This window comes from Chryseobacterium arachidis (assembly GCF_900129245.1).
GTDB classification, from domain to species: Bacteria; Bacteroidota; Bacteroidia; order Flavobacteriales; family Weeksellaceae; genus Chryseobacterium; species Chryseobacterium arachidis.
Genome location: NZ_FQUT01000004.1, coordinates 366,532 through 384,052, shown reverse-complemented (window position 1 = coordinate 384,052; position 17,521 = coordinate 366,532). Strand labels below are relative to the sequence as shown.

Sequence of the window (17,521 nt, the reverse complement as noted above, 5' to 3'; positions counted from 1 at the left end):
AAAAAGGAAATTATTATTTAAACTCACTTTACCGCTTCAATTCAATAAGCTATAAGGTAAGATTAAGCCAGATTAAAAAATTACAAAGGTTATTTTATCAAAGTAACTCCCTTAGATTATGTTTGTAATTTAGCTTTAAAAATCAATAAGGAACTGTATGTAATAGTAAATATCTATTTGGTTATGTTTGTCTTGTAGACACAAACAAAAAGATCATATAATCATTTCAAATATATATATATTTTCCTGCCGTTCATCTGTAATAAATGCCGTTTGACTTAGTGCCGTGAGTTTAATTTACTTTAATATAACAATTTTAATGTAAAATTTTTAGATGGGAACAAATGTTTGTGGGTAATTTGTATTGTATTAATTAAGAGTTTATTAAGTATATCATTACCGTAATAATTTATTATTTTTGTGTAACAATGAATTCAAAATTAGCGGAATACAGGCGTAATAAGGGACTAAGTCAGCAGCAGCTTGCTGATGTTTCAGGGGTGAGCGCAAGAACGATACAACGCATCGAAAGCGGAAAGGCCGAGGCGCATCCTGCAACACTAAAGATGATTGCAGACGCACTCGAAATAGAAACTGAAGAATTAACGATAAGTCGACAGTTGCCAGAATCCGCGGAAATTAAGGATGTGGATAAACTGACACCAATTTTTCACCTGTTAGCGCTGATTGGACTTTTTTTCCCCGTTTTCAATATCATTCTTCCTTTAGTTTTTTGGTTTTTAAAGAAAGACGAATCCCGGACTTACGATCTTGAAGGGAAGTCGGTCATTAATTTTCAGATTACCCTATCACTTCTTTTTATACCGTTGATTATATTGATGGTTTTCGTATTTTCTGTTGGCTTTCCACTGCTACTGATCGTCTATCTTTATGCTTTCGTGATGTGTGTCATCAACATTTTCAGGAGTATCAATAAAAGAAGCAGACTTTATCCTTTGAACTATCAATTTTTAAAATAACCTTTTCAAAATGTCCATAAATAGCTAAATGACGTACACATGTCGTGAAAGAGTCGTGGTAATATGTATTGATTTGCTGCTAAATTTGTCACAAATCTTTTCCTCATGAAAAAATGCTTCACTCTTTTATTCCTGATTTGGATATTGCCTCTAATTGCTCAGAAAAATATTAAAATCAGACATCTCGATGGGAAAACTATCGATTCGCAAATTCTGGAGCAGCGGTTATCGCATTTGGTAGATAGCGCTAAGATTGCCGGTCTGCAGATTGCCATTGTCAACCATAATAAGTTGGTTTATTCGTCGAGCTTCGGTTACAGGGATGTTGAAAGTAAAAAGAAACTGAACGACAGTACAGTGATGTACGCAGCCTCGCTTACCAAACCCGTGAGTGCATACATTTTTATACGTTTGGTAGACAGAGGGATATTCAGCCTTGATCAGCCTGTTTATAAATACCTCAAGAAACCGATAGGTGATTATACAAAATGGAAAGATCTTGCACATGATTCTAAATCTTTCAATCAGATAACCCCCAGAATGCTCTTAAGCCATAGTTCCGGGCTACCAGTTCTTCGGCAATTGTACGGTAACAAAGTCAACCTTATCGCCAAGCCGGGAGAAAAGTTCTATTACTCCAACGAAGGAATCAATCTTTTGGGATTTATGATCGAAGAGTACACAGGAAAGAAACTTGAAGAGATTATGAATGAAGAGATTTTCGGACCTCTGGAAATGAGACATACAAGCATGATTTGGGAAGATAGATTTACAGACAATTTCTCCAATGCTTACTTCAAAGATGGAAAGAAATATGGATCTGAAAGAAGAGAGAGCAGCAGGGCAGCGGGTTCAATGTCTACCACAGCGAAGGACTATGCGAATTTTATGATCAACCTGATGAAGAGAAAGGGGCTAACCGATAAAAATTATCTTCAGATGCTTAAACCACAGATCATGGTAAAAAGTAAGAGGGGGTTCGGTCCTTTGAAAGACAGTATCACCAATGAGAATGATGAAATTCGTCTGGCTTGGGGATTAGGAGTGGGACTGTTCGCTTCGCCTTTTGGCAAGGCCTTTTTCCATACAGGACATGGTGATGCCAACCAGAATTATGCTGTTGCATTTCCCGAAAACGGAACAGCAGTGGTTATTCTCAGCAACAGTGAAAACTTTGAAAAGAACAACGCAAAGATTCTAAAGCTTTGTATAGGAGATACTTATTCGCCATTGAAATGGCTGGGACATTTGGATAGAGATTCAGAATGAAAATAACTTTTGATAATTTTATAATAAAACCATATATTTATTACGTGAAATACAACTTAAAAAAATCTTGAGGAAAACAAGAACTTCAAACTAATCTTAATAAGGCAATACTTTATCAATTTCGATAATATTTTTTAAGTAATAGACGACTAACATCGACATTCTGAATGATGAAAGTAAACGGAATGCCTTCCCATTTTTCATTAATAATACTGCCATCAAGTTTCACAATGGGTAACAGCACTTTATTGAAGCCTTTTATATCAGTTATACAACTTTTCAGGCTCGGAAAACCTTCAATTCTTTTTTGAAGGTGATAATATGAGTTCTTTTGCCATTTTAGATTATTTTTTTACGCCTACCCAACTTCTGTCCAAATCGCTGTATGGATAAATATTGATCATTTTCAACATTTCAAGAAATCCCTGATGTCCAAAATTTTCTACGGTAACAAGTTCCTCTTCAAATATTTCCATGCATAACAAAAGGTGGTGTTTGTGGTTTTCGACCTCAAATTCTTTGTATATATCAAAAATGATGTATCTGGGTTTGCCATCACTGCCGGATATCTGGCATATCTCATACGGATTGAAAACTTTATTGTGTGCTGCTCCTGCAATTTGTGTAAAGTTTTCGCACATACGTCTTTCGATGGTATTGAATGGAGTAGAAGGCTCTTCATTAATATCATTGAAAGGTTGTTTGGTAAAAGCTACCAATTCGTAAGTACCTTTTTCATTAGGTTTTGGGCCTGTGCCATCAGGATTGATGAGTTCCATGGTGGTAAACCCTGTTCCTTCAATATGATTGGGAAAATAGTGCATATCCACAGATCCGAATGTCATGCCTGCAAGCACTCTGAAGGGCATAATAGCATGGCCAATTACTTCTGCTGAAGTTCCTAATATGTTCTCAATTGCCTGTTGTTTCAGGTTGTAGTGTGTTATATATTGCTCGTCGTTATTGTTCATTTTATTATCTGATTTTATGTAAAGTTTTAGTTTTTAAACGATTACTAATTTTACTCTTGTTACACCTTCATCATCATTATATTCTTCATTGTAAACACGCTTACCAATAATATTACTTATGGCTGCTTTTACATCTTCCAAATCACCACCTAATTCCAGGATAATATTTTTTGAAGTATAGTAATTGTCTTCATCAATAAAATCAGAGACATGAAGGTAAAATTTATCCAGAATATCTTCCAGCGGATATTGTGAATCTTCGTTTTCTTCCAATTCATAACTCAAAGAAAAAACGTAATGGTTTTCTTCAATATCTTTATAGATATTGCCCTCTGTCAGTTCGTAATTCGGATTTTCTTTGTATTTATCAAGCTGTGTTAATTGTATATTCTTCATAGTTATTAAGATTAATTTCTAAAAAAGTATTTTAACTTCATTTTCAATGATTTCCTCAAAATCTTCAAGATAGTCAGGATCTTTAGTAAGTAATGGGATAATATGTTCTTTTATCTCCGATTTACTTCTGATTTCAATTATTTTTTCTTTCCAATTCAACGTCACTTTAATGCCTTCATCAACTGCTCGTTTAAGCTTTCTCACACTATCTTTGCCCGTTTCAAACATACTCAATATGCCAATTATCTCAAAATAGGAAATGTCGTTTATCTCTTTTTTTGTCCATACAATTGGCTGAGGTTCTAATTCTAAAAACTGTTTCACAATTTTATGTGAAACGTTGGCATGTATACTGTTTTTTTCTGCTATTGGTTTTAGCTTGTGATAAGAGCGCTGATTATAATCCCAAAAATCATCAGGCAATAGGATGAGTTCTTTTAGGATGTCCTGCTGTGTTATTGAATTATCATCATATTTAAAGCTATGACCATAAAAACCATTGGTTTCAATTTCCCTGATTGCCAAAAGAACAGCGATTTCTGTATATGTTGAGTGCCTGAGCAAATATAATAAATCTGTTGTATTTACTTCACCGATTTTCTTATGAGCAATTTTATGGCTAAGATCGCTAGCTCCAAAAACGTATTGACTCAATTCCTCAATCGTAAAATTGTCAATTTCCTCTATACAAACTTCATTCATATTTTTTTGATATATTAATTCTAATAATTAAGCCAGTCCTTCTCACGTAAAGTATTTGAAAAATAGCGATTAAAATGTTAAGAAAAAATATGCGAAAAATGATAGCTATGAAAAGATTGGAAAGCAAAGGATTGTTTCATATCGGTCAGTAAAGGTTATTATTTCTGTTAAAGATATAGTTTAAATCCGAATAGTAAAAAATTAAGCGAAAATTTATTTGGAACTTTCAGAAGTTTACGAATTTTTATGTGTTTCCTGAATATTGATCTTATTTAAACGGATATTTTTATTACGATGACCAATATACATTTAAACAAAAATTTATGCCTCAGTTTGATTTTAATTTATATATTGTGTTCCCGTTTTTGAAATTATTAAATCATAATGGATCATTGAAACAACATCTTACTATAAGAGATGTTTTTTAAGGACGATAAGCTAACAACAACTATGAAAATCAAATTCTGTCTGTGCTTGCTGACGATAGTAATCAATTATATCACACTATCTGCACAACAAAATAATACCGCAGATAAATTCCTAAGTTATCTTAACAATTATCAAAAGAAAGAATTAGAGTCTATTTTAACCCCCGATTTTAAATTTAAAAGAGAATTCACGTCTAAAATTACAGATCGAAATGAATTTTTAAATAAATATTTAGAAGATTCTAAAACGCTGGACGCTAAATTTCAGGTAATTAAGAAATATGATGAAAAAAATCAAAACAATTATTTAGTAGAAGATCAGTCATTGTATATGAAATTGCTTGATGTGAAATTTCCAACATGGAAGATGAGCATCGCCACAATAGGAGATAAAGTAAGTATGGTAACACTTGCACCTACCGAAGATTATGATAATTATATCAAAGAAGTGGGTTCGAAAGGACAAAAATTTAATTCATGGATGAATAAAAATCATCCGGAAGTCAATTTAGCAAAAACAGGTTTATCTCAAATTTTAAATTATTTATATGCTTATGTGGACTCGCTGAAAATTAAGTGATTACTTCTAACCAATTAAATAGAAAATAATTCATAAAACAAAAAATATAACGTGGAAAAAGTAAACAAAATTTCAGGCGATCAAATCAAAGAAGTAAAGGAAATTCTTGCCAATAAAGCAGTTACACAATTAGAACAGGGCGAAGACTTCACGGAATTAGCATACACTAAAGTTGAGTTTGGGTATATTTATTCGAGAGAAGCTGGTTATGAGTCATTATTTAAGGTCATAACAGATCAGAAAACTGTTTTTTTTGCTGCACAGAAGGGAAGTCTTATGCGTTTGCAGGATGCATTTACAGAAGAACAGTTTCAGGGAACAGTAGAGCAGATGAAATTATTTCATGGTAGTTGGCTATAAAAAACAAAAAAGATACAGATTTAGGTCTTGAAATAAATGAATTTGAAATTGTGGAAATCAATAAGAACCAATCGAATATCCGATATTACTCACACTAAAACTAAAACAATTAACTATAACAATTAAAAAACAATGGGATTATTTAAAAAGAAAGAAAAGAAGGAACAGAAAGAACAAACTCCTAAAAGCAATGTATTATTGGCTATGCCGATGTTTAATAACGGAGAGACATTTGATCTGGATAAAGTCATTTCCTACCTTTTGTCAGATTGGGGGATTGAAGTTACTGATATTGAAGGTTCTTCAGGAACGGTGAGTTTTTCTGTTCATGGCGAAATGGTTGTCTTGGGAACAGTTGCCGCACCAATTCCGTGGGGAGATATTGAGGGAACTGCGCAATATGCTTACAATTGGTCAACAGCAACTGCAGATTTAAAGGATCACAATTCGCACATCCTTGTCACCATATTATCAAGCAATAATAGCGATAAAGAACGTTTTGCGATTTTAACGAAAGTTTTAACGGCAATTCTTGCGACAAGCAACTGTATTGGCGTATACCAAGGTTCTCAATCTTTGCTTATTCCCAAAGACCAATATCTGGATAGTGCAGAAGCTCTAAAATCAGATTTGGTTCCGTTGGATTTGTGGATTTACATCGGTATCCGAAGAGGAGAACATGGGAATAGTGCCTATTCTTACGGATTAAAAGCTTTCGATAAACTGGAAATGGAATTTATAAATGCTCCTCTTGATTTGAGAGAACTGCACACCTATTTAAGCCAGATTTGTGGTTATGTCATCAACAGCAATGTAACTTTTAAAAATGGGGAAACTCTAGGTTTTACTGCCGAGCAGAAGATTAAGATCATACAGTCAAAAGGTGTATTTGTGGAAGGGGAATCCTTTAAACTTGAATTGTAAATTTTTGATAGTCAAATTATTATTGTTCATAGCTTGTTTAAACTTTTGTACGAAAAAATCGAAGATGAGTTTAAACAGGCTTTTAATTAAAATAAAAGGGTAAAGCATTATATAAATTGGATTTATTGGAAAAAGTAAAAGAATTCATTCTGAAATTTTTGAATAAAGAATCTGAGTGCTGGAATAGATTGCATTCAAATGAGCTGGATGCTTTTAATCAGGAGGTAAGAGAATTTCGCAGCATGGCAATAGAAGGAGTTGAAAAAGGACTGGGGATTTCCGAAAGAACTGATTTTGGGATTTTTACGAGAACTGAAAAAGAAATAGCAGATAATCCGATCACATATAAACCCCGCCATTTATACAAACTTAGTGCTTATAAAAATGAAATTTACGGAGATATCTGGGTAGCCTATGTTTCGAGTACAACAACTGACTCTGATCCTAAGGCTTATACTATTTTTGAAGCATTCATGATAAGTGAAATTGAAGATGAATTAAGAATCATTGGAACAATGATCAAATATAAAAACCGCTCAACGATGAAAGTTGAAGGCTGGAAAGCAAGTGTATACAATCCTTCAGATTTAGATATCAAAAAACTGGGGGAATTTATTGAAACGGAACGATATCTTGAACCGGGTAACCGAGACGGCTTTTCACTTGATGAATATTTGAAAGATAAATAAAATATGGTGATTAAAAAGATGATTGAGGTAGACAACCTTATGCAGAAAATAGCTGCAAAGTACAGAGTTGATACTTTAAATGAGAAAAAGATAGAACGTCTTTGGGAAGAAGAAACGTTAGGTATTATGAAAGATGCTAACTTCATAAAAGATGATGCTTATTTTTACTTTTTAAGCGAATATGGAGGGTGCAACATTTATGGTGATGGCTTTGATATAAGTATTTGTAGTTTTGACGACTGGCTCAATCCAAGTCTCCTTACAACTCCATTATTGAATGATGCGGATATCTATCTGTTGGCAGATCAATATTATGATAACAGTGATAAAGTTATTTTTTACGGATATCATGCCACGCAGGAAAATGAAAATTCAATTTGGGTTTCTAATGAATTGGAAGCCGGATACCAACCTGTTTACAAAAATTTTATAGATTTTTTACAATATATTTTAACGATTGAAAATGGAGAATAACATCATCAACGGTCTTCTTTATCAGAATGATTTCCTGAGTGTTGAGGAAGAGAAAGTCATCATTTCAGAAATAGATCATGCAGTTTGGGATACCAATTTGAAGCGCAGAGTTCAGCATTATGGATACTTGTATGATTATAAGAAGAAAAATATCAAGCAGGATTTAAAAATAGGAGAATTACCCGATTGGCTTGTTTTACTGGAAAGAAAAATAACAACGAATTTTAATCTGGAACAATCCTTTAATCAGGTTATTGTCAATGAATACGAGCCTGGACAGGGAATTTCAAATCATATAGATTGTATCCCTTGTTTTGAAGACGTTATTATTTCTATCAGCCTTTTGTCTTCCTGCGTTATGCAATTTTCAAAAGATAAAGAAAAACAGGAAATATTGTTAGAACCCCGAAGTATTTTGCTGTTAAGCGGAGAAGCAAGATATAATTGGAAACATGGCATAAAAGCTGTAAAAAATGATAAGTGGTTTAATACCATAATTCCCAGAGAAAGACGAATTTCTATCACTTTCAGAAAAATACAAGAATAAGATAACTTCTTTTGTTATTCCAGAGCATTTATAAAAGCATTTTAAAAGTTGGGGAAAAGTGAATGGTCATGCAAATGAAATTTAAGTAAGATTATGAAGTAAATATTAGGCAAAAAAATTAGTAATCAAATAATAGAATTACATGAGAAACATTCATTTTTCTTTTGCGATTTACGAGGGACAAAGATTATTCTCAACTCAGATCAGTTACAAATTGTAGGTTGTATTGTTGATGAACTTAGTATCGATATTGAAAAGGAAAAAAGTAATGTATTACTGGATCTTAATCTTAATTTGAATGTAAACAATGAAGTTAAGATTAGGCAAAAATATGAAGATAAAAATACGATCAATATACATCAACCAATCATCGATGAAGAACTAAAGTATTTATTTAAAAAAATACTTACTATTACAAATTATCATAAAGGCTATGATAGCGAGAGTCTATTGAATTATATATTTAAAAAGCAGTGTTTTAATCTCACGCCGCTATTAGGAGTTTGTTTTTTATATGTGGGAAATGATTGGGAAGTAAAAACTCAGATAATAAGATATTTATATGAAGAAGATAAGTTTAAAAATCTGACTTACCCATACAAACAGGAATTATTAAAGTTATCTTATATGTTGCTTTTTGATAAAGAATATATGTGTAGAGATTTTTCAGCACATTTGATATCAATGCTAAATCCAAAAGCAGAAGAATTACAATTACATGATAGAAATTACATTCTAGGGATTGAAGAAAAATACCTATTTGATGGTCTCGCTATGATTGATAAAAAATATTTTCAATATGTAAAGGATGATATTTTATTGAAAGGGCTTGAAAGTAATGATAGTGATACGATAATTAATGTCATTAAGATAATGGATGATATTGATATTTTCAGGTTTTGGGATAGGTTGATATTATATATAAAAAATAAAGAATATGAAAGGGTAGGAGATTCTTATGCTTATGTTCTGTATAAAATATTGTCGGTATTCAAGTATAGTGAATATTATGAAGAAGATTTAAATTTTTATGAATTCCTATTGACTTTTAAAGATGAATTTATTCAGGAAGATACATTATATCTTGCATATAAAGCCGGTTACGAAAATACAGATTTAATAAAAGATTTTATTGAGAAAAATAAAGATAAAAAATCTGTCAAGCAGTTTTTAACATTTTTAAAAGAGTAAAATTATAAAACATCCAGTGACTTTCAATTGATAGCAAAAGAATTTTTTTTTAATAGCTTATGTTTAAAATAGAATTTACAGCTACAAAAAAAATTAGGAAAAATAGACGCAGAAGATACGACAGTAAGTGAGGCAATCTATTCTATATACCTTGGAGATGATGACGATAAGCATGTTACCATGACTTTTGGAAATTACTTTATTTATTTAACCAGAAGATGGGATATAAGTGTTACTTACAATGACATTATTTATATGCTTAAAAATTTAAATGAAAATAAAAGTGAATGAAAAATATGGGGAAGTCTATATAGCTTATCTTTCATTACGTAATCCAAAGAGAATTTTAACTTATGGTGACTGTTTATTTGTAACAAGAATAGAAGGGAATTTAAAGATTGTAAAATCATATCTTTTTAGCAGTGATGTAGGTAAGAAAAGTAAATTCGAATTTCCGGAAGGGCTTGACGATCTCTCTTTTAAAACTCTTAAAAAGCCAATAAACATAAAACGTTATCTTGAACCGGCAGATGATGAAGACGGTATGGAGCATTATTCAAAAAATATTTAATTCTACAACGATTATCAATAACAAATAAAATATTTATGATCAAAAAAATCCATCGAAGTTGATAAGTTGATGCGGGATTTGGCTGAAAAACAGAGGGTTAAAACTTTAAATGAGAAAAGGTAGAACATCTTTTGTAGGACGAAACTTTAGAATTGGCAGGATTAAAATTACACAGATATTTCTTTTGAAATAGATCGCCGATTATATCTGTACGAATAGAGCATTCAATTTAATAACTTAATTAAAAAAATTATGAGTTCCCATACAACAAATACTATTCTCGTAATAGAAAAGATACTGCATAGATATAAAAAAAATATCCGTTGTGTCCTAAAAAAAGTTGTTGAATAATCATAATAAACACAGAAAAAATTACCATACATTTCAATTAAACTTGCTATATTGCTGAAAAATGTAAAGGTTTATAGAAAATTTACAAAACACATATAACTAATAACAGAGAGATATTCAATATCATTGAATAAACTTCAAAAACATAATGAAAACAATAAAATTACCAATTTTAGAAAAAAGGGTTTGCCACAGTATCCAATAACATCTTCGCTTAACTAATCGAATTTTACAAACACAAATAAAAAAAACAAACCTAAATTATAACGGAAAAAATGACTTTCGAATACGCAAAATCTATTCTCGAAAAACATAATTTAGAAGCAGACGGAAAGAATATTTTCGATGCTTTCAATAAGATAGAACTTCTTGAAGCACTTTTAGTGGCAGGTGCAGACGCAAACTATGTAGAACCGCAGTTTAACGTTCCTGTTCTTTCATTGGCATACAGCCGAAACGAATACACAAACTTTAGATTATTGCTTGAATATGGAGCAAATCCCGACACGCCATCGTCTACGTTTGTAAATCGAGAACCCATTATTTTTGAAATTGCAAGTCCGCAAAAAGGGGTCGACAGTTTTCTTCGACCGATGATTAATGCAGGAATAAATCTGAATCAACTGCATCCAGAATCAGGCTATACTTTGTTGCAGCATGCGGCGAGCCGATATTATGTTTCGCTCGAAAACCTCGAATTTCTGATTGAAAATGGTGCAGATCCGAATTTACCAAATCGTGATGGATTAACACTTTATGATTTGTTCAACAACGGTAAAATCAACCTTCCGAAAAGAATTGTTATTGCTTTGAAGAAATATCAAACGGGTTACGTCGAACGTCCTGTTGAGCTACAAATTGTTCGTATGGCTCAAAAGCCGGAATTGGATACCCATTTTTATAATGCTTTAGGTTCGTTCCGTGCTGTAAAAGTACTTGACAAAACGGAAGATACACTTACAGTGAGGATGTATAGAACACGACAACATGATGTCGACTTCCCACGAACGCATACAGATTCACTCAATATTATTTTCTCGCTCATAGAGAATTCTAAAACGCCATCTATATGGAAAGATGCGGTTTCTGTATTTTATTTTGATCAAAATCATATTTCTACGGCAAGACATTACATCAAATCACACATCGTTTCTGATTTTGATCTGACTTTCCGAAAAGACCTTTGGGAAGAAAAAGCATTTAAAGAATTTGAGGAAATTAATGAAGAAATGCGAGAGCAGTTACAGCAGGCAACAATAACAATCACGGTAAATGAACCCGAAATGCTTGAAACAATCGAGGTTGGAAATTGGGTTAAAGTTCCGGAATTCAACGTTTCTCCACTTTGGTATCTGGAAAATAAAACAACTTCTCAATATTTCCTTTTTTATGTAAGCGATGGCGGAGGTTGGATTGCTAAAGAAGGAGAAATTGGCACAGAAGCAAAAGGAAAAGTGATAGGAGGGATCAGCCCGGGATATTACAAAGAAGAAAACAATCGGGCAGAAGCTTTTGCGTTCAAGAAATTAGACGAAGGCTTTGAGCTTATTTATAAAAATTTTGATACGGCTTACAATCTCGAAGAAGGAATCGAGCAAGCGACAAGACAGGCTAAAATCAATGAAAATAAAAATCAGGATTATAGCGAGGAAGTATTTGAAGCTATTGAAAACAAGGATGTTGTAAAAATTGCCAAAATTTTAGAAACCGGAGTTCATCCTGATACATTGAAAGATAATTACGGAAATTATGCCATTGAAAGCATTGGAAGAAGTTGGCGTTCTGAAGCTGTTCACCTCGAAATATTGAAGCTTTTGCTCGATTTTGGAGCAGATCCGAATAAAGCAAATTATGATAAACTGCTCATCCAGGAATTTACGATCCGTGCAACGAATGAGTTTGGTGATGAAATGGTAAGAAGCCTTGTTGAGGCCGGCTCAGATATAAATGCCATTTCGCCGGAAGGATTGTCTGTCTTGCATTGTGCTTGTCGTAGCGGAATGCTTTGGTTTGTTCAATATCTGCTGGAAAACGGAGCTGATCCTAATTTAAAAGATAAGGATGAAGAGAGAACGCCTTTGCATTACGTTTTGCAGTCAAAAAGAAATGGAGCTGCAATCATTGATTTGTTACTTGAGTATGGGGCTGACAAAAATTCTCTTTATACATTCTATCGCTATAAAAATGCATTTGAACTAACTGCAACAATAGAAGTTGTTGAAAAACTGGTTGAGATAGGATTTGATATCAATATGCCGAACAGACACGGATATCCGTCGATAGTAGAAATTGCGGAGTATGGCTCCTCAGAAATGTTCGACGCTTTTCTGAAATTGGGTGGAAATCATGAAATGAATACGATATTGTACAGACTCTATGAACCGCTTAGTAAAAATTATCAGGACAGAATTGAGTGCCAGATAAAAAAGATGCGTATCCTGTATGATCTTGGACATTCATTAACTTGGTCTGTAGAACGTAATCCGATTGATTATTTTCTGGATTTTAATCTTAAAAAACGCAAAAAGATCACAAAATGGGAACAAAAAGCGCTGCTCGATTTGTGGGAAATGGATTGTGCTCCAAGACGTTTGTTCAAACTTAACGAACTCTACGAATATGTTACAAAAGTTAATTTCAAGACTATGATCGGGAAAGTGGGGCAGCGCATTGCCGAAGTCCAATCGGCATTGAATTAATTCAAATTTTAAAAAAAATCAATACGAAATAATATATTCCGTAATCATCATATTTTAAAAAAAATTACTAAAAATACAGTGAAACAAAGACTAATAACCAATTACAAAAAAAGTGGTTCGCCAGGAGCTTCACAAAACTTTCCCGATAAAATAGTGACGAGTTATCCAACGGAAACCTTAGTCGAAAAAGATAAAAAATACACAGAACAGAAAATTCTTATTCCGGAATTTTCCGTTCCCGGAGTTCTTGCAGAACCTGAGCTGGAAGCCTTAACCTTTCATTTTATGGCATTTCCAACGATTTTTGAATATGCCGATTTCCGTCTAATAGATGGAAACAAATATGAATTCCTTGGCTTGAATGGCAAACCCGTTTCTGAATTCACACCAGAATTTATAACTGAATGTGTCGAAGCTATGCAGGAACATTTGGAACAAATAGGCGAATCATCAACTTACAGTGAAGACGATGGAAGTGTCTTTGGATATGAAAAAGAAGACATCCGGCTAGTGACAGGCAAAGTTAAATGGCATTTCGATACATACTTACGCCCGACTACGGAAGAAGAAAAAGAAGTCTTCAATGAGCTTGAAGAAGCTGGTGAATTTGGATATGAAGATTTCTATTATACGACCGACTATGATCTGCCTGTTTTCAAAGATGAGAACGGAAATACCCTGGAATTTATCTGTCGTCTGCATGCATCACATTTTCCGGGGTCGCATTATATTTTTTATTCAAGAGAAACAAAACTTGTTCGGCAGTTTTCACAATTTCCGAAAAGAAGAAGTCGTGAAATTTATTTTAATAAAATTGAAAATCAAAAGTCAGAAACAGAAGTTTTAGAGGAAATGTCGGATCCTGCAAAAGTCTTTACTGATCCGTTTTATTTTGATAAGAAAATTCTATTGCCTAAGTACAGTTTCCCGGGCTCCATCGTTAATAAAAAGTATGCTGATCTCGTATTTCATTTTGTAATTGTACCCGTTTTCAATACCTGGGTAGATTTCAGATTAACCGATGATAATAAATATGAAGTTTTGTGTTTTGATGATAAATTACCGGGCGATTTTACTCCTGATTTTATTAACATGTGCGAAGATCACATAGATACATATTTTGGCGAAATTCCGGAAAAATCTTATTATTTTACCGCTTCTGATTCTAAAAAAGGGTATGATTCATTATTAATAAGTATTGGTACGGAACCTTTTTGGGATCAAACAGACTATATGCGTGAGAAAACAGAAGAAGAAGTTCAGGCAGATGATGATGCTTACGATATGATGATGTATGAGGACCCGTTTTTGGAAAGAGATTATGTAACCGATTATAATGTACAGGAATTGAAGGACGAAAATGGAGATACAATGGAGTTTATTGCTGAATTGTATGAAGGTGTACTGTTCGGAAGTTACTATCTTTATTTTTCACCTAAGACACGATTGGTGAGACAATTTTTCCAATGCACTTAAACAGGCAAAATGCGACTATTTTCTTTGAAATACCTCAGAAATTTCACCAATACCAAAAACTAATTTAAAGTTACAGAAGATGACCATAAAAACATTCAATACCGAAGGTGTATTGCTGATCGCCAATATAACAAAATGCAAGCAGTATTACAGCGAAAAACAGTTTAATTACGATTATCCTGAAAGTTTTTCGGAACTAATTCTGAAAGGAATTGTCTATATAATGACAACTCAGGGAACGGTTAATCATCTGAATTTTTTCTCTCATCAATCACAAATTGATTTAGACAAATGGCAACATATCGCAACTTACAACTATCTGCATGTGGAAGAAGGCGATCAAATACTTTTGGTTCCTTACGGTAATTTTACACGAGTGTGCAGCGAATGGGGCAAAAGTGAAACGGTAAACGAAAGAGATATTGAAATGCTTGAATTTCAGCAAAAAATCCTTGCTATGAGAGGAATTGAAAAAACAATAACATTAGATTCCATTGTTGAAGACCGCATAAGATTTCGTATCCAAGAAGAGGCAAGATTGTTTGAAAAATCTCCTGAAATAATGTTAGAAACAGGATTTCATAAGGTAAATGTATTTATCAGACCCGAACAGAAGTTTAGCTTCTTATTTGAAAAAATAAATGAGGTAGATCTGGATCAGATTACTCTGAAACCGCTTGAAGTTTTTGAATAAATTCGGAAAAAAACCATAATTTATTCTGTAAAACCAAAATTAATATTTAACAAAACCAATAATGAAAGAAGATTATCCAATAAATTTACCACCAGTAACTGACGAAGAAACGAAAAAAATAGAAGAGATTCTAAGATTAAACCCTGGAGAAGATTACAAAGAGAGTACATTATACCTCAAAGATGTAACGATTGATGATTTTTCCAAATTTCTGCCCTATCTCGGCAAAGTAATAAAAGTAAATCTTACGAACTGTAGCATTTCAAGCTTCGCAGAATTGTTAAAGTTAGAGTATTGTTCCGTTTTTTATCTGGATAATGTGACGTTTGGAAACAGTGACAGCACTACAATAAGAGCCTTCCCATATCAAATCCGATTGTCTAATATGAGCTTTGATGCCAAATGGCTGAGTGGTCTTCATTTACCATCATCCAGTAAAGGATTCAAACATCTTTTCATTAACAACTGTCATGTTGATAATATTCAGGAACTAAGCAATATAAAAGGTCTGTACTCATTACATATCGACAAAATAACCTTTACCCATCATCCCGGAAAAATAAAAGAGCAATCGATCCGGATGATACATATTTTCAACACTGAGTTTGAAGACATTTCTTTTATACCTTTTAAAAAATCGGTAGAGGATATTGATTTTGAAAATTGTAAGATAGGAAGCTTTGAAGGAATTTCGAAGTTTAAAAAGCTTGAAAAAATTGAGATCGATACCAATACGATAGTTGAAGACACAAAGGAACTGGAAAATCCTTTTAATACAGAAATAATCTGTCATTTTGTTCAGGCGGAAAAACCATTCAGCTTAAAAAATGTATTGGGACTTAAAAATTATATTCATCAATTCAATTTTACCAATTTTAAAGAAAAAACGATTGATAGTCTTGGAAAATTTGAAAAGGTAAATAAACTGTCATTTGAAAAATCTAAGTTTTACGTGGATGCTTTTTTACCCATTGCTAAACAAATAGAAAAAATAGATATTAGAAATTCTGCCATCAAAAAGCATATTTATTTTACCCATTTTTCTAATTTAACAAATTTTGATTTTTCCTGTACTCAGGATGATATGGTCGATTCTCGAGATTTTTTAAAACTATTGCCACTAAAAAAACAGCTGAAAGAGCTGGAGTTTCATGAATCTCGGGATAAATCGGCAAATTATCCCATCGAAAAGTTTACAGCACTGGAATCTTTAAAAATTGGTTGGAAAATTTCGTTACAGACTGTTGAATCTATTCTTACCTTAAAAAAGTTGAAAAGACTAGAGCTATGGATAGGAAAAACAAAGGAAATTATCGATATAAGAAATCTAAAAAACTTGGAGTTTTTACGCATTCACAGTGGATCAGATTTCCGTTGTATGGGATTTGAACACCTGAAACGTTTAAAATCTCTTGAGATAAGCAGTGACAGGAAATGTAATATCAATAAGCTTCCAAAAATGAAATCTCTAAAAAGATTGAGTTTTTACAGCCATGAAGATTGTGCCGTGAAAGGGTTGAGCCAGTTTCCTAATCTAGAATTTCTGAAGCTTGAACACATACAGAAGTTGCAATTAAAAACTCTGAAAAAGCTGAAAGTTTTGGATTTGCGAAATAGTAATACTAAAGATTTGTCTTCCATTGAAACTTTACCATCGCTTGAAAAATTAGATTTATCATGCATTCAAAATAATATTGATTTAACAGGAATATCAAAATTTCCCAATTTGAAATGGTTAACATTATTGGAAAGCTATGAGATAAATGATATTTCAGCTTTAGAACCGTTAAAAAAATTAGAGCGTCTTGATTTATACCAGACGAAAGTTACGGATGTTCGGGTGTTGAATACGTTACCAAATTTGAAGGAAGTCAACTTAGCAGTAGAGAATTACGAATTAAATCTTGAATCACAATTGGATCGTCCTGAAATAGGAATTTTTTGTGGATTACCAAGTGTGAATTTATGGATTTGGGAAAAGGACGAATTTGGGATTTAAAAACCTTGCAAAAAATATAGTAACCATTCAGAAGTTAAACAATGAGTATAATAAAAGAAGATTATCAAGCAGATAAAACATCAGAAGCCTATAAAAGATTAAAAGAAATTTTAGGAGAGGAACCCTCGAAAGATTATGCAAGAGCGAGAATAAAACTCAAAAATTTAACAACTGACGATTTTTCTATCATCTTGCCCTTGATCAGGAATGTACTAACTCT

General features: G+C 32.8%; 18 protein-coding genes. 14 read left to right on the top strand and 4 right to left on the bottom strand.

Translation table 11 applies throughout. The annotated features are described in order from the left end of the window. Positions 1 to 428: 428 nt before the first annotated feature. Positions 429 to 980, top strand: a complete 552-nt coding sequence (locus tag BUA89_RS10300; RefSeq protein ID WP_072956787.1) for a helix-turn-helix domain-containing protein — start codon at positions 429 to 431, stop codon at positions 978 to 980. Between the two features lie 105 nt (positions 981 to 1,085). After that, positions 1,086 to 2,249, top strand: coding sequence for a serine hydrolase domain-containing protein (locus tag BUA89_RS10295; RefSeq protein ID WP_072956783.1), 1,164 nt, complete (start codon positions 1,086 to 1,088; stop codon positions 2,247 to 2,249). Positions 2,250 to 2,345: 96 nt separating this feature from the next. On the opposite strand, the gene BUA89_RS23395 is transcribed toward BUA89_RS10295, so the two are convergent. From BUA89_RS23395 to BUA89_RS10280, 4 genes are all read right to left on the bottom strand, one after another. Then, the gene (locus tag BUA89_RS23395; protein ID WP_262487540.1) at positions 2,346 to 2,468 is read right to left on the bottom strand and encodes a hypothetical protein; all 123 of its coding nucleotides are present in this window, start codon (positions 2,466 to 2,468) and stop codon (positions 2,346 to 2,348) included. A gap of 125 nt (positions 2,469 to 2,593) precedes the next feature. Continuing rightward, a complete protein-coding gene (locus BUA89_RS10290) occupies positions 2,594 to 3,220 on the bottom strand; it encodes a hypothetical protein (RefSeq protein ID WP_072956780.1) in 627 nt (208 codons plus the stop codon). 33 nt (positions 3,221 to 3,253) lie between these two features. Continuing rightward, the gene (locus tag BUA89_RS10285) at positions 3,254 to 3,616 is read right to left on the bottom strand and encodes a hypothetical protein (RefSeq protein WP_072956777.1); all 363 of its coding nucleotides are present in this window, start codon (positions 3,614 to 3,616) and stop codon (positions 3,254 to 3,256) included. A gap of 18 nt (positions 3,617 to 3,634) precedes the next feature. Next, positions 3,635 to 4,318 carry a hypothetical protein gene (locus BUA89_RS10280; RefSeq protein WP_072956774.1) on the bottom strand — a complete coding sequence of 228 codons (684 nt, stop codon included), beginning with the start codon at positions 4,316 to 4,318 and terminating at the stop codon, positions 3,635 to 3,637. A gap of 450 nt (positions 4,319 to 4,768) precedes the next feature. On the opposite strand from BUA89_RS10280, the gene BUA89_RS10275 reads away from it, so the two are divergent. The 12 genes from BUA89_RS10275 (at position 4,769) to BUA89_RS10220 (ending at position 17,301) form a co-directional block, all read left to right on the top strand. Then, complete coding sequence (locus BUA89_RS10275) at positions 4,769 to 5,326, top strand: hypothetical protein (protein WP_072956770.1); 558 nt, start codon at positions 4,769 to 4,771, stop codon at positions 5,324 to 5,326. A 51-nt stretch (positions 5,327 to 5,377) separates the two neighbouring features. Then, positions 5,378 to 5,686 (top strand): hypothetical protein, encoded by a 309-nt coding sequence (locus BUA89_RS10270; protein ID WP_072956765.1) that lies wholly within the window; start codon positions 5,378 to 5,380, stop codon positions 5,684 to 5,686. Between the two features lie 132 nt (positions 5,687 to 5,818). Further along, positions 5,819 to 6,610: a DUF4261 domain-containing protein gene (locus tag BUA89_RS10265; RefSeq protein WP_072956761.1), complete on the top strand. Its 792-nt coding sequence runs from the start codon at positions 5,819 to 5,821 to the stop codon at positions 6,608 to 6,610. Between the two features lie 125 nt (positions 6,611 to 6,735). After that, on the top strand, positions 6,736 to 7,299 hold the full coding sequence (locus tag BUA89_RS10260) for a hypothetical protein (RefSeq protein WP_143152314.1): 564 nt from the start codon (positions 6,736 to 6,738) through the stop codon (positions 7,297 to 7,299). A 3-nt stretch (positions 7,300 to 7,302) separates the two neighbouring features. Beyond that, positions 7,303 to 7,773 carry a hypothetical protein gene (locus tag BUA89_RS10255; protein WP_072956754.1) on the top strand — a complete coding sequence of 157 codons (471 nt, stop codon included), beginning with the start codon at positions 7,303 to 7,305 and terminating at the stop codon, positions 7,771 to 7,773. Next, complete coding sequence (locus BUA89_RS10250; protein ID WP_072956751.1) at positions 7,763 to 8,320, top strand: alpha-ketoglutarate-dependent dioxygenase AlkB; 558 nt, start codon at positions 7,763 to 7,765, stop codon at positions 8,318 to 8,320. Before BUA89_RS10255 ends, BUA89_RS10250 begins: the two co-directional genes overlap by 11 nt. Positions 8,321 to 8,614: 294 nt before the next feature. Next, positions 8,615 to 9,511: a hypothetical protein gene (locus BUA89_RS10245; protein ID WP_072956747.1), complete on the top strand. Its 897-nt coding sequence runs from the start codon at positions 8,615 to 8,617 to the stop codon at positions 9,509 to 9,511. 271 nt (positions 9,512 to 9,782) lie between these two features. Next, the gene (locus BUA89_RS10240) at positions 9,783 to 10,082 is read left to right on the top strand and encodes a hypothetical protein (protein WP_072956744.1); all 300 of its coding nucleotides are present in this window, start codon (positions 9,783 to 9,785) and stop codon (positions 10,080 to 10,082) included. Positions 10,083 to 10,708: 626 nt separating this feature from the next. Next, positions 10,709 to 13,132, top strand: coding sequence for an ankyrin repeat domain-containing protein (locus BUA89_RS22740; protein ID WP_083531655.1), 2,424 nt, complete (start codon positions 10,709 to 10,711; stop codon positions 13,130 to 13,132). Between the two features lie 78 nt (positions 13,133 to 13,210). Continuing rightward, positions 13,211 to 14,608: a hypothetical protein gene (locus BUA89_RS10230; RefSeq protein ID WP_072956740.1), complete on the top strand. Its 1,398-nt coding sequence runs from the start codon at positions 13,211 to 13,213 to the stop codon at positions 14,606 to 14,608. 79 nt (positions 14,609 to 14,687) lie between these two features. Further along, the gene (locus BUA89_RS10225; protein ID WP_072956737.1) at positions 14,688 to 15,302 is read left to right on the top strand and encodes a hypothetical protein; all 615 of its coding nucleotides are present in this window, start codon (positions 14,688 to 14,690) and stop codon (positions 15,300 to 15,302) included. A gap of 61 nt (positions 15,303 to 15,363) precedes the next feature. Continuing rightward, positions 15,364 to 17,301 carry a leucine-rich repeat domain-containing protein gene (locus tag BUA89_RS10220; protein ID WP_072956733.1) on the top strand — a complete coding sequence of 646 codons (1,938 nt, stop codon included), beginning with the start codon at positions 15,364 to 15,366 and terminating at the stop codon, positions 17,299 to 17,301. Positions 17,302 to 17,521: the final 220 nt, after the last annotated feature.